At 67.5% G+C, this 16,096-nt stretch carries 15 protein-coding genes and 4 tRNA genes; 7 read left to right on the top strand and 12 right to left on the bottom strand.

Annotated elements, in window-relative coordinates; all coding sequences use genetic code 11:
* Window positions 1-13: 13 nt before the first annotated feature.
* A complete protein-coding gene (locus GX543_RS18075) occupies window positions 14-1,228 on the bottom strand; it encodes a ribonuclease D (RefSeq protein ID WP_290853941.1) in 1,215 nt (404 codons plus the stop codon).
* Entirely contained in the window at window positions 1,225-1,866 is a 642-nt protein-coding gene (locus tag GX543_RS18080) for a DUF3000 domain-containing protein (RefSeq protein ID WP_290853943.1), read from the bottom strand. Before GX543_RS18080 ends, GX543_RS18075 begins: the two co-directional genes overlap by 4 nt.
* A 179-nt stretch (window positions 1,867-2,045) precedes the next feature.
* Here GX543_RS18080 and hemE point away from each other — a divergent pair, with 179 nt between their 5' ends.
* Genes hemE through hemQ form a run of 3 tightly spaced genes read left to right on the top strand, consistent with a single transcriptional unit; the run spans window position 2,046 to window position 5,219 of the window.
* The gene (gene hemE, locus GX543_RS18085; protein WP_290853966.1) at window positions 2,046-3,074 is read left to right on the top strand and encodes a uroporphyrinogen decarboxylase; all 1,029 of its coding nucleotides are present in this window, start codon (window positions 2,046-2,048) and stop codon (window positions 3,072-3,074) included.
* The gene (hemG, locus tag GX543_RS18090) at window positions 3,071-4,486 is read left to right on the top strand and encodes a protoporphyrinogen oxidase (protein WP_290853945.1); all 1,416 of its coding nucleotides are present in this window, start codon (window positions 3,071-3,073) and stop codon (window positions 4,484-4,486) included. The genes hemE and hemG overlap by 4 nt, the downstream gene beginning before the upstream one ends.
* Before the next feature lie 37 nt (window positions 4,487-4,523).
* Complete coding sequence (gene hemQ, locus GX543_RS18095; protein WP_290853947.1) at window positions 4,524-5,219, top strand: hydrogen peroxide-dependent heme synthase; 696 nt, start codon at window positions 4,524-4,526, stop codon at window positions 5,217-5,219.
* Between the two features lie 12 nt (window positions 5,220-5,231).
* Here the strand turns inward: hemQ and msrB are convergent, their stop codons facing one another.
* The 4 genes from msrB to GX543_RS18115 form a co-directional block, all read right to left on the bottom strand.
* On the bottom strand, window positions 5,232-5,681 hold the full coding sequence (gene msrB / locus GX543_RS18100) for a peptide-methionine (R)-S-oxide reductase MsrB (RefSeq protein WP_290853950.1): 450 nt from the start codon (window positions 5,679-5,681) through the stop codon (window positions 5,232-5,234).
* 17 nt (window positions 5,682-5,698) lie between these two features.
* Window positions 5,699-6,931: a glycosyltransferase family 87 protein gene (locus tag GX543_RS18105; RefSeq protein WP_290853952.1), complete on the bottom strand. Its 1,233-nt coding sequence runs from the start codon at window positions 6,929-6,931 to the stop codon at window positions 5,699-5,701.
* A 95-nt stretch (window positions 6,932-7,026) separates the two neighbouring features.
* Window positions 7,027-8,622, bottom strand: coding sequence for an alpha/beta fold hydrolase (locus GX543_RS18110; protein ID WP_290853953.1), 1,596 nt, complete (start codon window positions 8,620-8,622; stop codon window positions 7,027-7,029).
* A 10-nt stretch (window positions 8,623-8,632) separates the two neighbouring features.
* On the bottom strand, window positions 8,633-9,385 hold the full coding sequence (locus GX543_RS18115; protein ID WP_290853954.1) for a pyrimidine reductase family protein: 753 nt from the start codon (window positions 9,383-9,385) through the stop codon (window positions 8,633-8,635).
* A gap of 44 nt (window positions 9,386-9,429) precedes the next feature.
* On the opposite strand from GX543_RS18115, the gene zapE reads away from it, so the two are divergent.
* Together zapE and GX543_RS18125 are read left to right on the top strand one after the other, a co-directional pair.
* Window positions 9,430-10,446, top strand: coding sequence for a cell division protein ZapE (gene zapE / locus GX543_RS18120; RefSeq protein ID WP_290853955.1), 1,017 nt, complete (start codon window positions 9,430-9,432; stop codon window positions 10,444-10,446).
* A gap of 24 nt (window positions 10,447-10,470) precedes the next feature.
* Window positions 10,471-11,151 (top strand): Type 1 glutamine amidotransferase-like domain-containing protein, encoded by a 681-nt coding sequence (locus GX543_RS18125; protein ID WP_290853957.1) that lies wholly within the window; start codon window positions 10,471-10,473, stop codon window positions 11,149-11,151.
* A gap of 77 nt (window positions 11,152-11,228) precedes the next feature.
* On the opposite strand, the gene GX543_RS18130 is transcribed toward GX543_RS18125, so the two are convergent.
* Window positions 11,229-11,834, bottom strand: coding sequence for a GNAT family N-acetyltransferase (locus GX543_RS18130; protein ID WP_290853959.1), 606 nt, complete (start codon window positions 11,832-11,834; stop codon window positions 11,229-11,231).
* Between the two features lie 108 nt (window positions 11,835-11,942).
* Here GX543_RS18130 and GX543_RS18135 point away from each other — a divergent pair, with 108 nt between their 5' ends.
* Together GX543_RS18135 and GX543_RS18140 are read left to right on the top strand one after the other, a co-directional pair.
* Window positions 11,943-12,821 (top strand): hypothetical protein, encoded by an 879-nt coding sequence (locus tag GX543_RS18135; RefSeq protein ID WP_290853961.1) that lies wholly within the window; start codon window positions 11,943-11,945, stop codon window positions 12,819-12,821.
* Window positions 12,822-13,511: 690 nt separating this feature from the next.
* Window positions 13,512-14,348: a hypothetical protein gene (locus GX543_RS18140; RefSeq protein WP_290853962.1), complete on the top strand. Its 837-nt coding sequence runs from the start codon at window positions 13,512-13,514 to the stop codon at window positions 14,346-14,348.
* Window positions 14,349-14,356: 8 nt separating this feature from the next.
* Here the strand turns inward: GX543_RS18140 and GX543_RS18145 are convergent, their stop codons facing one another.
* The 5 genes from GX543_RS18145 to GX543_RS18165 form a co-directional block, all read right to left on the bottom strand.
* Window positions 14,357-15,220, bottom strand: a complete 864-nt coding sequence (locus GX543_RS18145) for a DUF4261 domain-containing protein (protein ID WP_290853963.1) — start codon at window positions 15,218-15,220, stop codon at window positions 14,357-14,359.
* Between the two features lie 171 nt (window positions 15,221-15,391).
* Window positions 15,392-15,463 (bottom strand) — tRNA-Val (locus GX543_RS18150).
* Window positions 15,464-15,520: 57 nt separating this feature from the next.
* Window positions 15,521-15,594 (bottom strand) — tRNA-Cys (locus GX543_RS18155).
* A 47-nt stretch (window positions 15,595-15,641) separates the two neighbouring features.
* Window positions 15,642-15,714 (bottom strand) — tRNA-Gly (locus tag GX543_RS18160).
* Window positions 15,715-15,999: 285 nt separating this feature from the next.
* A tRNA-Val gene (locus GX543_RS18165) sits at window positions 16,000-16,074 on the bottom strand.
* Window positions 16,075-16,096 lie beyond the last annotated feature (22 nt).

Below are 16,096 nucleotides of genomic sequence, written 5' to 3' on the forward strand. Positions count from 1 at the left end.
CAGCTCGGCAGAATCAGCCCAGCGCTTCGGTGATCGGCTCGGCGACGAGCTCGCGCTGCCACGGTCGAGCGCCGTGGTCGGCGAGCCACTGATCGGCCGGTAGACCGGCGAGGCCGTCCCAGCACAGCGTGCGGACCACGTCGGGTGCGACGAGGTTCTCCTGCGGGAGACCGATCTCGTCGGCGAGGTCGCGGACCACGGGGCGCACCGCGTTGGCGCGCGCGGCCGCCTCCGGATTCCGCTGGTCCCAACGGTTGTACGGCGGGGGGCCGGTCTGCGGGGTCTTCTTCGTCGGCAACTCGGAGTCGGGGAGTTGCTGGGCACGCGCGATCGCGCTCATCCACCTGTCGGCCTGACGGCGCTGACGGGGGCCGCCGAACACCGGCAGCTTGGTCAACGCCTGCACGGTCGTGGGGTTGGCCGTCGCCGCGGTGACGATGGCCGAGTCGGGCAGAATGCGGCCCGGGGCGATGTCGCGACGACGGGCGACCTCTTCTCGCGTGGTCCACAGTTCCCGGACCACGGCCAACTGGCGGGTGGTCCGGAGGTTGTGAATCTGTGACGTCCGGCGCCACCGATCGGTGCGCGGGGCCGCAGGCGGACGGGCCAGGACCGCAGCGAACTCCTGCGCGGCCCACTCGTCGCGCCCCGAATCGACGAGCGCTTGCTGAATTGCAGCGCGCAGCTCGACGAGCACTTCGACGTCGAGGGCGGCGTAGTTCAACCATTCGTCGGGAAGCGGCCTCCGCGACCAGTCGGCGGCGCCGTGTCCTTTCGCGAGACCGAGGTTCAGAAACTCCGCGACCATCGCCGCGAGATTGACCTTGGGGATGTTGAGAAGACGCCCGGCCAACTCGGTGTCGAACAGCGCATCGGTGTGGAACCCCAGATCGCGCAGACAGGGGAGGTCCTGGTCGGCGGCATGGAGAATCCACTCCGGGCCGGCGAGCGCCTCGATGACCGGTTCGAGGGCGTCCGGATGCTCGATCGGATCGATGAGGAAGCTGCCGGACCCGGTGCGTTTGATCTGCACCAGATAGGCGCGCTGTGAATACCGGTAGCCGCTGGCGCGCTCGGTGTCGAGAGCGACGGGACCGGTGCCTGCTGCGAGCAGCGCGGCTGCCTCGGCGAACTCATCCGGCGTCGTGAGGACCGGTGGTACGCCGTCGCGGGGTGCCGCGAGCAGAACGGTGTCGGACTCCTGAACCGGGTCGGCGGACTCCGTCACGAGGTGCGCACCGGGCCGAGCGCGGTCACGCCCGCAGGCGGCAGGCCCGCTGCCGAGGCGAGGACCTCGCAGAACGCTTCCAGGTGCGGCGTCAGATTCGAGCTCGTCGCGGTCCACGACGCGCGCAGTTCGAGTTGGTGGGCCTGCGGAGGACCGGCGATGTCGCCGTAGCGGACCGACGTTGTCGCCGTGACGGTGCCGCCCAACGCCAGTACCGTGGGAACGTCGCTGCCCAGCAGCGTCTGCGATTCGGTCGCCCCGTCCGGGACCCCGAGCGCCTCGGCCAGCCAGGTCCACGCCACCTGCGGCAGCAGTGGGTCGGACGCCAACGCGGCCTCGACCTCGGCCTGGACGAAGGCCACCATGCGGAACGTGCCGTTCCAGGCCTCCTGACCCGCCGGGTCGTACAGCAGCACCAGACGTCCGAAGGCGCTGCCCGAGGAATCGGTCGGCACCAGGTTCGGATCGTCGATCTCGGGCGGGCTCACTTCGACGCCGAGTGCGTAGCTGTACGGTGCCAGTCGCTGAGGCGGTCGAATAGAACCGATCTCGATCTCGCGGCGCACGACGGCGTCGTGTAGCGAGGCCACCGCGTCGCGGAATTCGGCCGGCTCGCTCGGAGCTCCAGATGTGGTCACGGCGCCAGACTAAGCCGCCAGAAGTGGCAGGCGTCGGAGGCGCGCCGCAATCCGGCGGCAGAGAGGTGAGCGCCTTCACAGCCGGCGGACCGATGCCGTCGGGAAATGGCTTATACCAGGGCAGGGGTGGCACAGTTGTGGTCATGACTTCGCTTCGAGGCCGACGTGCGCCGTCCCGGATGCCCCTGATCGCCGCTGCCACCGGCGGCACTCCCTCCCGCCGCCCCGTCTGGTTCATGCGACAGGCAGGCCGATCACTGCCCGAGTACCGCGAGATCCGCGCAGGTCGGGGCATGCTCGAGTCGTGCTTCGAGGCCGAACTCGTCGCCGAGATCACCATGCAGCCCGTCCGACGCCACGACACCGACGCGGCGATCCTCTTCTCCGACATCGTGGTCCCGCTGCGCGCGGCAGGCATCGACCTCGACATCGTGGCGGGCACCGGTCCGGTGATCGCGTCGCCGATCCGCACCGCCGCCGACGTCGCGAAGATGCCGCGCCTGGATCCCTCGTCAGTCGGTGCCGTCACCTCCGCGATCGGCATGATCATCGACGAACTGCCCGACGAGAAGTCGCTCATCGGATTCGCCGGGGCGCCGTTCACTCTGGCGTCGTATCTGATTGAAGGCGGACCGAGCCGCACCTACGAGCGCACCAAGGCGATGATGCTCGCCGAGCCCGAACTGTGGAACACCTTCATGGGCCGGATCGCCGACATCACGATCACCTTCCTGCGCGCCCAGCTCGACGCGGGTGTCGACGCCCTCCAGCTGTTCGACTCGTGGGCTGGTGCGCTGTCGAAGGCGCAGTACGAGGAGTACGTCGCCCCGCACTCGGCGCGCGTCATGGCCGAGGTCGCCGAGTACGGCGTGCCGCGCATTCACTTCGGAGTCAACACCGGCGAGCTGCTGAGCTCGATGACCGACGTCGGCACCGAGGTCATCGGCGTCGACTGGCGGCTGCCGCTCGACGAGGCCGCCGCTCGCGTCGGCCACCGCGTCGCGGTGCAGGGCAACCTCGACCCGACCGTGCTGCTGGCGGGCGACGACGCTGTTCTGGAACGCGAGATCGACCGCGTGGTGGCCGCAGGTGAACGAGCAATCGCGGCGGGCGCACCGGGCCACATCTTCAATCTCGGGCACGGCGTGATGCCGAACACCGACGCCGGTGTCATCACCCGGGCGGTTGAACTGATTCACGCGCTGTGACCGTCGGCAGTCGGAACAGCACGGGCGGTCGATCACCGCGCGTCGCGGTGATCGGCGCCGGAGTCTCCGGACTCACTGCCGCATTCCGGCTGCGTCAACGGCTCGGCGTCGACGCGGCGATCGATGTCTACGACAGCGCCGACCGCCCCGGTGGACTGCTGTGCACCCGCGAAGTGGGCGGCGTGTCGATGGACGTCGGCGCGGAGGCCTTCATCGTGCGACGACCCGAGGCGCGCGACCTGGTCGACGAACTGGGGTTGACCGCCCACGTCGTCTCGCCCGGCGGACTGCGGCCGGCCATCTGGTCCGGCGATGGCCTGCATCCGCTGCCCGCGCCGGCGCTGATGGGCATTCCGCTGGGACCGGAACCGATGGCCGATCTGGCTTCGCCTGCGGATCTCGACCGGATGGCGGCCGAAGCCGACGTGCCGCTCGCATGGGCGCCGGGCGCCGATCCGTCGGTCGGAGACCTGGTCGGCGACCGTTTCGGCCGTTCGGTGGTGGCCCGCGGCGTCGACCCGATGCTGGGCGGGGTCTACTCGACGCTCGCCGACCATCTCGGGCTCCGCGAGGCGATTCCCGCGCTGGCGCGCGCGCTCGACGACGGTGCGCCGTCGCTGACCGCGGCCGTTCGACACGTACTCGACGCCGGCGCGAGTGCCACCGGGCCGGTCTTCGGTGCGCTGCGCGGCGGCTACCGGGAACTGGTCGACGCTCTCGTCGCCGCCGGGGGAGCCCGCCTCCATCTGGGGGCCGCGGTCACGGGCCTGGCCCACGGGCCGGACGGATTCACCCTGCTGATCGAAGCGTCGGGCCAGCCGCGTCCGATCGACTACGACGGCGTGGTGGTCGCGGTGCCGGTCTGGACGGCGGCCGAACTGCTCGGCGACGTCGCGCCGGAGACCGCGGCGGTCCTCGCCGACGTGCAACCCGCGGGGTCGGCGGTCGTCGCCTTCGCCGTGCCGGAGTCGACGCCACTGCCTGAGCACTCGGGCGTCCTCGTCGCGACCGACGCCGACTTGGCGATCAAGGCGGTCACCCTCAGCACCCAGAAGTGGCCGCACCTGCGTGGCGGTCCGGTCCGCACCTTGCGGGCCTCGTTCGGCAGGCTCGGCGACCCGGTCATCCGGACCGACGAGCAACTCGTTGCGGCGGCTGTCTCCGATCTCGCGATCGTCTTCTCCGCCGCCGGGCTGCCCGCTCCCGAGGTGGCCGACGCGGTGGTCCAGCGGTGGCCCGCCGGGCTGCCGCATTACCCTCCGGGACACCTGGCGCGGATGCGGACGGCGCTCGCGATGCTGCCGGACGGCATCGGGGTCGCCGGATCCGGATACAACGGGGTCGGTGTGCCCGCCTGCATCGGGACCGCCGATGCCGCAGTGGGCAAGGTCACCGCGGCCCTGCCGACCTGATCGTCCTTTCAGGTGCGGCCGGTGGCACGATAGAGGTATGAGCCGCCTGGATTATGCCGAACTGAATGCCACTATCCGCTACCTGATGTTCTCGGTCTTCAAAGTCCGGGCGGGGGAGTTGCCGGAGGATCGCACCGAGGTGACCGCGGACCTGGAGCGCTTCCTCGGTGAACTCGAGGACAAGGGCGTCGTGGTGCGCGGCATCTACGACGTGGCCGGCCTGCGGGGCGACGCCGACTTCATGTTCTGGTGGCACGCCGAGACCATCGAGCAGCTGCAGGACGCGTACTCGTCGTTCCAGCGAACCACCTTGCTCGGACGCGTCAGTGATCCGTTCTGGAGCAGCGCCGCGCTGCACCGCCCCGCCGAGTTCAACAAGAGCCACATCCCGGCCTTTCTGGCGGGCGAGGATCCGGGTGCGTACATCTGCGTGTACCCGTTCGTCCGCTCGTACGAGTGGTACCTGCTGCCCGACGAGGAGCGTCGCAAGATGCTCGCCGACCACGGCAAGGAGGCCCGCGGATACAAGGACGTGCGGGCCAACACCGTGCCGGCCTTCGCGCTCGGCGACTACGAGTGGCTGCTGGCGTTCGAGGCGCCGGAGCTGCACCGCATCGTCGACCTGATGCGCGACCTCCGCGCCACCGAGGCTCGACTGCACGTCCGGGAGGAGATCCCGTTCTTCACCGGCCCGCGCGTCGATGCAGCGAAGCTCGCCGGCTCGCTTCCGTGAGCCGGCGTCCGGTCAGCTCTCCTCGCCCTCAAACCTGAGGCTGATGGAGTTGATGCAGTAGCGGAGGTCGGTGGGGGTGTCGTAGCCCTCGCCGGCGAACACATGACCGAGGTGGCTCTGGCAGTTGGCGCAGAGCACCTCGGTCCGCTGCATTCCGAGGGAGTCGTCGACCCGTTCGATGATCGCCTCGCCCGCCAGCGGGGTGAAGAACGACGGCCATCCGCAGTGCGACGAGAACTTGCCGGTGCTCCGGAACAGCTCGGCACCGCACGCGCGGCACCGGTAGACGCCCACGTCCGTGGAGTCCGTGTACTCGCCGGTGAACGGGCGCTCGGTACCCGCCTCACGCAGCACGTGGAACTCCTGCGGCGTGAGGCGCTCGCGCCACTGCTCGGCGGTCAGGTTGCGGAAATCAGAAGTGCTGGGATCAGACGTGCGGGGATCAGACTGCGATTCGCTCATGTCCTCGAGGGTAGCGCTCAGGCGGTCGGCGCCGCCGAGAGCTCGTCGTCGCTCGAGCGGCCGGCCTCGCGGATGTCCAGGTAGCGGAACAGCAGAACGCAGAACACCGAGATCAACAGCAGCGACCACCCGAGCGGCACCTTGTTGTACTCGAGGTAGCGACCGAACGGCTCCCACTTGGCCGAGGCGAACACGTCGAACGACATGCATCCGTAGACGCCCAGCCAGGCCGGCCAGTTGCGCATGGTGGAGCCGGGCAGGAACACGGTCATCAGCAACGGGAACAACAGCATCGAGTAGTAGCCCTGGCCCAGCGAGCCGATGAGAAAGGTGGTCACCAGCAGGACGCCCGACGACGTCGTCAGCCAGAGCAGCTCGTCGGTCCGACGGTAGTACTTGTAGAGGAACCACAGGGCGAACACGGCCATCGCGAAGAACGCCACACGCAGGAGCCACGCGAGCCACGAGTCGATGCCGAAGTACGCGGCGTTGCCGGTGACCGAACTGTTGTAGTAGTCGCGCGTCTCACCGAGATACGGGACGGTGCGGCGGACGAAGTCCATCGAGTCGACGATGAACGGCCACGCGGCGATGTTCAGGACCGCCGGGATGCCGATCGCGGGGATCAGAATCTTCCACTGACGGTTCAGGACGGCCAGGAGCAGCAGCGGAGCGAGCACCGGCTTCACCGCCAGAGTCAGCCCGATGGCGACACCGGCCCACAGATCGCGCCGACGGAGCATCAGCATGATGAAGGCGAGGAGCCCAAGGAGGACGAAGCCGTTGAAGTTGGTGAAGATCAGTGTGTGGGCGACGGTCTCGGTGCTGAAGAAGAAGAACAGCAGCGCCGGGAACACCCACGAGTTGTAGCTGAATCCGAAAAGGCGGGTCAGCAGGTACGCGCACAGGATCAGCACGGCGACGGTGACGCCGATGAACACCCACCGCGAGGTCTCCGGGTCCAAGATCGCCAGCGGCGACATCAGCAGCGTGCCCGACGGCGGGTACAGGTAGTGCGGATCCACCGTGCTGTAGTTCTCGCCGTAGACCGGCAGGCGATTGAGGAAGTTGAACGCGGCGTTGTAGACCGGGGCGAAATCGTCGGTGCGGTGACCGTTGACGCCCAAGATCAGCGACTTGTGGATGATCATCATGATCGAGATCGGCCACAGGATCAGGGAGACGATTCGGCCGGCCTCGACACGCGGATACAGGACACGCGGATTCAGGGACCGCTCTACAACGTTCACCCGCGTACCGTACTACGCCGGTCGCCCAGACCCGACTCTGACACTGGGGGAGGGGACACTGGGCGGGGGGACACTGGGCGAGGGGCGCGCATCCGTTATGCCGGGCAGGCCCGTTCGGCAGGGGAGCCGAGCGGGGTCTCGCCCAGGTACTCGCCGATCACCTGTCCGGCGCACGTCGAGTGCGCGGCGACGGAATAGCCGAGCCCGTCCCAGGAGACCGAGGTCTGCGCGGTGTTGGCAGCCAGCAGGAGCGGGGTGAGGCTGTTCGCCGCGTCGGCGCCGTTGACGGGGTCGTTCTTTCCGATCAACACCAGCGGTGCCACCGCGAACCGGTCCGGAGCAGCGGGGGTGTCGGCGACGCCCCAGCCGTCGCAGCGCGCCAGATCCAAGGCAGTGGTGGTACCGGTGAACGGACTCTGCCCACTCCACTCCCGGGCGAGACCGGGGATCTCGTCCCCGCCGGGACGACCGCGCATGTCGTTGCAGCGCGAGACGACCTGGCCGTCGGCCAACCGTAGTGCGCGTCCTTGCTCGGCGAGTCGTCGCAGCGCTGCGGTGTCGCCGCGATCGGCGTCGACGAGCGCCGAACCCAGCGCCTTCAACCCGTCGGGCGAGGTGTCGCCGACCGCGAGGGCGGTCGTGACGGCCTGCAGCACCTCGGTGTCGGAGAGCGCGTCGCCGGACGCCGTGGCGCCCGCCGACATCAGCCGTCCGACCACCGCCGCGCCGTTGGCGCCGAGGGCGCATCCGGCCCCGGCGCAGCGGCGGATGAACGTCGCCAAGGATTCCTGCAGCCCGCGTGCTCGGCTCGCCGCGACCTCCTTGGCGCTCACGTTGTAGCCGACCGGAGAGTCCATGATCAACCGACCGACGCGATCGGGGTGCTGGGCGGCATACGCCAGCGCGACCGATGAGCCGTCGCCGACGGACAGCAGTGCCAGGCGTTCGACGTCCCATCGCTCCCGGAGTTGCTCGAGGTCGCCTGCGGCCGCCGCCGCCGAGTAGTCGAGCTGATCCGGGCTCAGCGCGTCGTTGCACTGATCGGCGGCCGCGCGGGCACTCTCCGAGAGCTTCTCGACGCGTTCGGGGAGGTCGCGTCCGGCCTCGGCACCGTTCACGTCGTACGCGGCGCGCTGCCGCTTGGTCATGCAGTCGATGAGACCGGAGGTGCCCGTGCCGCGATGGTCGATCGCGACGATCGGTCGGCGGTCGAGGAGTGGGCGTCCCTGTTCACCGGTGAATGACAGCAGCGTCCGTGAACTGGGCATGTCATTACCCGACGTCAGCACGAGGGGCACGGCTGTCTTCGGCGTCTTGTCGGTTCGCGCACGGACCGCGCCGATCCGGATGGTGTTGCCCGACTGCTCGGCAGCGTTCACCGGGACGTCGTAGCGTGCGCAGTCGAGTTCGATGCCCTTGAGTTCTACCCCGCCCGCGCCGGTCGCCCCGTCTTTCGCGAGGCCGTACTTGTCGGCGATGCTGTCGGCGCAGGGCTTCCAGTTCAGGTCGTTCTTGGGCGCTGCGAGCTGCGGCTGCTTCGGGGTGCCGGAATCGTCCTGCTGAGCATTGTCGCCGCGAACGACGTTCGGTCCGGTGTCGGGGCCGACGGCACAGCCGGCGAGAAGGGCGACGGATCCGAGCAGCGCGGTCACGCCGCGAGTCCGGGCACGACGGCGGCCGGGTGAATGCATGCTCGCGAGCCTAGCCGTTCTGTGTCGTCGACCGCGGATCGGCACGCTCCCACAATTGGTAGAGATAGCCCTCGTCGTCGGAGATCAGATGTCGAAGTCGCATGCGTCCGCGGTCGACGTGCACTGCGGCACCGTGGGCGATCCGCTGGGCGTCGCCGCCGACCAGCGTTGGACTCACGGTGAGCGCCAGCTCGTCCAGCAGGCCTGCGGCGGCGATGGTGGCAAGGAAGCGTGGGCCGCCTTCGCAGAGAACGCGCCGCAATCCTCTCCGGTGCAGTTCGTCGGCCAGCAGTAGCGGGTCGACGCTCGTCTCACCGCAGTCGACGAGGGTCGCGCCGGCCGCCTGGAGCCTCTTTCGTGCGCCGTCGGGCGCCTCGGCGCACGTCGCGATGATCACGCCGGGGTCGGCGATGGTCGCGTAGTCGTCCGGAATGTTCAGGGACTGCGAGACCAGAATCAGCGGCGGGACTGCGTTCTGTCCCCGCTCGACGCGGTCAGCGATGTACTGCTGGTCGACGGTCGGGGGCCGGTAGCCCTCGACCACCGCGGTGTGCGCGCCGACGACGATGACATCGGCGAGGGCACGCTGGAGGTGGAAGATCTGATGATCGCCGTCGGAAGCGAGTCCGCCGGACTTTCCGTTGGCGGTGGCGGCGCCGTCGATGCTGGCCACCATGTTTCCGCGGATCACCGGACGATCCGACGCCGGGAACAGGTAGGTCGCAGTCAGCCGGTCGGTTGTGACGTCAGTCGCTTTCTGCATGATGAACATGAGTCCATCATGGGGGTCGTCGTTACCCTTGGCTAATGCTGGCACGACTTAGCGATCGGAACCCGGTCCTGGCTCCCGACCAACTCATCGGCGAAATGGTTCCGCCGACGATGTTCGACGACGTGAGCTTCGACTCGTACATCCCCGACCCCAATGAGCCTAGCCAGAGTGCTGCGGTCAATGCTGCCCGGGACTTCGTGGCGCGAGCCTCCAAGGTGCGCACCGGCGGAAAGAAGGGCTTCTTCCGCAAGGCGGCGCCCCCGCAGGGCATCGGCCTCTATCTTGACGGCGGCTTCGGCGTCGGCAAGACGCACCTCCTCGCCTCGGTGTATCACTCGATGCCCGGACCGAAGGCGTTCGCAACGTTCGGCGAGGTCACGAATGTGGTCGGCGCGCTCGGCTACATCGACGCGCTCGATCGACTGTCGGATCACAGCGTGCTGTGCATCGACGAGTTCGAGCTCGACGATCCGGGTGACACGATGGTCGTCTCCCGACTGCTGACCGAGCTGACCGCGCGTGGCGTCTCGATCGTCGCCACGTCGAACACCCTGCCCGGCCAGCTCGGTGAGGGTCGCTTCGCGGCCCAGGACTTCCTTCGCGAGATCCAGAAGCTCTCGGCGATCTTCGAGACCCTGCGCGTGGACGGCCCCGACTACCGGCACCGCGACCTTCCGCCCGCCCCCGAGCCGTCGACCAACGCCGAACTCGAGCAGTTCGCCGAGAACACTGTCGGCGCGACCATCGACGAGTTCGACGATCTGGTGGAGCACCTGGCGAAGCTGCATCCGTCGAAGTACAAGTCGCTGATCGAGGGCGTCACGCTGGTGTGCATCAAGAACGTCCACCCGGCGCAGGACCAGGCCGTCGCACTGCGCCTGGTGGCCCTGGCCGACCGCCTCTACGACGGGGAGATCCCGGTCAGCATCTCGGGTGTCAAGCTGGATGAGATCTTCACCCCCGAGATGGTGGCGGGCGGTTACCGTAAGAAGTACCTGCGCGCGACCTCCCGACTCCTCGCGCTCTCCCGCTTCGCCGAGGCGAACGACTGACCAACCGTACGGCAGAGGAGACGAATGCCTGACGATGTCGACCAGACCGATGTCGACCACACCGATGCCGACCACCAAGGGACGCTGATCCTCCTGTCCCTCGGTGCCGGGGCACTCACCGAGCACCTGCCTCCCGTGCAGGGGGAGCGCTACATCAAGATCGGCTACATCGACGAAGGTCAGCGGCATCTCCTCGATGAGCCCTTCACCGGTCCCGAGCGCGAACGACTGGTGCGGTTCGGCTATCACGTGGTGAACATCGACCTGCGGAAGGGGAGCGTCGAGGACGACCTCGCCGCCGTCGACGCCGTCTACCTCTCCGGCGGTGACACCTTCGCCCTGATGACCGGCCTGCGCCGAAGCGGAGCCGACGCGATGATCGCCGAGCGGGTGCGCGCCGGCATGCCGTATGTCGGCCTCAGTGCCGGCGCGGTGGTCGCCGGGCCGGACATCGAACCGGCGGCGCTGATGGATGATCCGGGCATGGGCCTCGACCTCGCCGACTTCCGCGGTCTAGGACTCACCGACACCGTCGTGATTCCGCATGCCGACGGCCAACTGCCGCCGTACCCGAGCGAACTGATCGACCGGACCCTGAACGAGTACGGCGACCGCTTCACTCTGCTGCCGCTCTACGACGACCAAGCGTTGATCGTCGACGCCGCAGGATCGCGGGTCGTCGACTCTGCAGAGCCGGTGAGCTGAGACCGGTGGACTGACCGCGTCCGCCGGAGCACTCGCAGTTCACCGGAGCACTCGCAGTTCACCGGAGCACTCGCAGTTCAGGGGTGCAGGTGCTGCCCGAGCACGAAGTCGTGCTCGATCGCGCCGTTCATGTTGAAACTCTTGGTGCCGATCTGGCGGAAACCCATCTTGGCGTAGTAACGCTTGGCGCGCTCGTTGCCCGAGTGGACGCCGAGCCAGATCAGCGTCGAACCGCGCTCTGCGGCCGCCGCGATCGCCGCGTCCATCAATGCGTGCGCCGGTCGGAGTTCGTTGTGTGCGGCGTGATGATCGGGGAGCACGTACATCTTCGAGATCTCGGTGACGGCGTCGTTCGCGATCGCCTCGGCCCCGCCGGGCATGGCGACGACGGCTTTGTGAACATCGTCGATGGTCGGTGCCTGGTGTACCAGCAGCGCGTAGCCGAGGATCTCGCCGTCGGCGCGGCTGCGTGCGACTAAGACCTGGTGGAGCGCGTCGGTGAGGTAGCCGATGAAACGCTCGGCCGAGAGATGCTGCCGAATATGGGCCGCGATGTTCTCCGCGGTGGAGTGCGGCGGACACGCGAGCGGAAAAGTGATCGCTGCGACGTCCGCGATCGCTGGTGCGAGGCCGATGTCGGTCACGGTCTCGACGACGAGAGGCGAGTCTTCAGGAGCGGTCACCGATCCAGTTTCGCAGGGTTCGGTCCGGTCCTGCCGAACGGGTTCCCGGTGAGGCGAGACATCTGCTGAAATTGGGCGTCTGCTATTCGATCAACAGTGAGGACCGCCATGGTTCCCCTCCTCGTCAGCCTGTTCCAGTCGCGCGTCGATCCGGGCCTCACCGTCGACCGGGTCTTCGCGCAGATCCAGTCGGACTGGGGTGGCCTGCTGGCCGAGGAATTCGCGTCGGTGGTGCCCGAAACGGAGGAACAGACCCGCGGTTCCGCCAAGGCGATCGAGGCCATCGGGTTCCGCTTCGACAACACGCGGGTGGTCGTCGCGGCGTTCGGGATTCCCTACGACTTCGACGTCCAGACCGCAGCCGAGGTGAGCGCCTACTGGGAGGACGGGCTCGAGCTCCCCGACATCCACGGACCGTCGCTGGTGGTGACCGTCCTGCCCAACGTCGACGCGGGAGATGACCCGGACGAGTACTACCTCGACGACGACCGAGACGTCATCGGTGAAGCCATCCTGATCTCCCGGGTGGCGGCCTCGGTCCAGGCCTGCACCGATTCGCTGACGGCGGACTTCGCCCACACCGCGGACATGCTGATCCCGCCTGCCACCTATCGCAGCGTTGCGCTGGATGCGGCGCCGGGACTGCCGATGACCACGTGGGTCGACTTCCTCGTCGCCGACGAGGCCGGAACGACATCGGGGGAGACGATCGGACTCACCGACCTGCGGCTGTACGACGTCGAGATCCCCGACAGTCAGATGCCCGCCGAGACTGTGGTGCGCGTGCTGGTGGACGCCGCGATGTTCCAGTACGAGCATGGACTGGTCGTCGAAGACGGGATGACCCTCGAGAGTGAGTTCGGCGAGTTCCAGGCCAACATCGTTCCGTCCAAGTACGACCCCGAGTTCTGGGTGATGCAGTTGACGCCGCCGGTGCTGGCGAACCGTGCGCAGCGGAGGGCGGCGGCACGGAAGCGGCGGCGGTGAGGATGCAGGGCTGAGTCGGTTCGCGGCGCTCGCCCTGTTGTCGACTCCGGCCCGAGAAACTGGCGATCGGCCGCTCCCGGGAAGGAGCGGCAGGTGCGGTGCTGCTCGTGGGGGTGGGACGGGGAACGCTAGGTCCGCTCTGTCAGTTCTGGTGCGAAACGGCGTGTCGTGGTTTTCGGCGTGTCGTGCCGAATGGTTCAGGCGATGCGACACGCCGACAATTCGGACACGCCGCAGTCGTCCGGAATCTCAAGCCCGGCCGGTCGGGATGGGGGTTCGCGGATCTTGGGGTGGAGCAGAGCTTGTCGCGGATGTCGACACGCCCGAGGATCGGACACGCCGGTCAGAGCCCACAATTGCCTGCCGGAGATGTGGTGGTTGTCGATGACGGCCACCAGGAAGTGTGATGTCGGGCGGCCCATCGTGGCGTTGTCGGAGCGCACGGTTCGCTCTGTCAGTTTTGATGCGAAACGGCGTGTCGTGGATCTCGGTGTGTCGGGACGGTTCGGTGGAGGTCTGGAAGTCGGGCGACACGCCGAGGGTGCGGACACGCCGCTCACGTCACAGAACTCGAGAACTGCATGCGAGCCGGGTGGTGCCCGTCCGCGTCTCGCTGAACGTCCTCGCTCGCACTCGTCACTTCTGGTCCAATGGAGCCGGACAGCCGCACAACTCGTCAGGAGCCGTCCCGTGTCATTTCAACTCGTCACTCTGTTTCAATCCGCCGACGACCCCGACCTGACTGCGGAGCGGCTGGTGGCTCAGATCCGTGAGGACTGGGCCGATCACTTGGATCCCGCTCAGGTGCAACTCGACGACATCATCGAAGCCGGCCGCATTCTGTCGGTGCGGATCGAGGACAAGCGGGTCGGCGTTTTTCAGATGACGGATCCATTCGCATTCGACGTCGAGCCGCTGGTGGAGACGAGTCGACTTCTGCACGGCGGGGCGCCCAACACCCAGGGCCCGTACTTCGTGGTGTCGGTGGTTCCCGACGACGAGATCATCAATGCGTTGACCGAAGACGAGTTCGTCGATCAAGGGGAGATGGAGACCGGCGAGGAACTCGCTGATGCTCGGCTGATCAGCATGGTGATCGCGTCGCTGGTCGGTTGCACCGACACGATCGAGGCCGCGTTGTTCCACACGGCCAGTCAGCTGGTCTCCGCCGACATCGTGCGCGACACCGTGATCCAGTTCGCTCCGATGCTGCCAGTCCTGCTCTGGGCCGAGTTCGGGGTAGGCCCGCATCCGGACTCGCCGGACGAGTTCGGGGGCTACACCAGCGGGCTGGACTCGCTGGGCCTCCTCGACGTCGTCGTGCCGAAGTCTGGGGTCGGAGCGCCGGAGACTGTTGAACTCCTGATCGGCGTGGCTCTCAAACAGTGTGCTGAGGAAGCACCGCTCGAGCCGGGCATCACCCTGGAGGCCGATGCCGGTTACTTCGCGGTCGACTACGCGGCGGACCCGGACGATCTCGAGGAGACCGAGCTCATCCTCCTGACGCCGGTGGCGTCACCGAACTAGTTTCGGCGCTATCGCTTGCGGCCGAACCAGCGGCGCTTCTGCGGCTGGTCGGCGGGCGGCTCGAGCTCGGGGAACTCCTCGCCGACGAACTCCAGCGACAACACCGTCTTGTCGATCTCGACTTGCGATGCGGCGTGATGAGCGACGACTTCGGCGGCCGCGGTCGCGCCGAGAGTGTCGCCGTCGCCGATCACCGGGCCGTTCTCGAGCTGATAGATAGCGGTGTTGACGATCCGCCCGAATGTCTCCTCGGCCGATTCGTGCGAGGCGACGATCTCGACGTCCATCAACCCCAGCATGTCGAGGCCACGGGTGTGCCCCGTCATGATGCCGTCCGGTCGGGGAGCGATGTTGAGCGCCACCCACGCCGGCAGCATCGGCTGCGGGAGGGTCTCGATGGCCATGTCTCGGAACATCGCGGGGGCGACGAGGTGGTTGGCGCTGCCGAAGTAGACGGCCACGATCGAGTCACTGAGCGCGATGGCTGATGCGATCGCCTTCGACAGCAGGACGGCGTCGGAGATCGACTCGACGTGCACTGCGCTCTGCCCGGAGCCGGCCTCTCCGGGACGCAGGACGGTCACGATGGTGTGTGCCGCGTAATCGGACGGTGCGGGCACGTCAGTGGGCCACAGACGGCTGAACGCCGCGATCTCGGTGAGGTCGTCGCCGACGGGAGCAGGCACTCCCAGTAGCGCGATCATCTGTTCGCCGTATCCGAGCGTCAGGGGAGCGTCGGCACCGGCGCTCGGCTCGGTGGACAGCAACGACGGATCAAGATCGGGAAAGTCGGCGAGCATGCGGGCGACAAGTTGTTCCCCGGTCAGCGTCGGGTCGAGTTCGGTCTGAAAGAGCATGGCGAGGCTGGGCACGGAACTCGGGTCCTTCGGTGACGGTGGTTCAGTCGGCGCCGCGACGACGAGAGCCGCGCGGAGTCCACTGGGATGCCAGTCAATCCTGCCATGACGCTCCGTCGGGTGCTGACCGTCCCGAACCCAAATGAACGAAGAAGCCCGTCGGAGTTCCGACGGGCTTCTTCTCTGTGCGCGATACAAGGATTGAACTTGTGACCTCTTCCGTGTCAGGGAAGCGCTCTCCCACTGAGCTAATCGCGCGGGAATCTTCAATTGTGCAGGTTACTGCGTTCGTGCACGCTGTCTCTTTGTGCACGGTGGAGGTGGCGACGGGAATCGAACCCGTGTGCACGGCTTTGCAGGCCGTTGCCTCACCACTCGGCCACGCCACCAGGTGCGAGAACGCTCGCGACGATCGTGTGCGAGAACGCCCACTCCGAGCGGATGACGGGATTCGAACCCGCGACCCTCACCTTGGCAAGGTGATGCGCTACCAGCTGCGCCACATCCGCATGCCGGTGAACTCGTCTTGTGGACGCTGTCGCTCACCGGCGAGTACAAACACTAGCTTCCACCGATTGCCAATTGCAAACTGGGGGTGAATTCCGGCGGGGAAACCGCTCGCAGGCTGCGGGTTTCGAGCGGAAGGGGTGTTCGGGGCGCAGCTACTGCTCGAACTCGGGTCGGCTCGCGCGGACGCGGGGTTGACCGCAGGTGGCAGGGCTGCCAGCAGAAAACGGGGTCGCCAACAGGAACAGGCGAGGCCCGGTTCGAAAACCGGGCCTCGCCTGAATGTCTGGTGCGCGATACAAGGATTGAACTTGTGACCTCTTCCGTGTCAGGGAAGCGCTCTCCCACTGAGCTAATCGCGCGGGTATGGAATTATCGCTGAAC

The sequence above is a fragment of the Gordonia sp. (in: high G+C Gram-positive bacteria) genome, from assembly GCF_012515855.1.
GTDB lineage: Bacteria > Actinomycetota > Actinomycetes > Mycobacteriales > Mycobacteriaceae > Gordonia.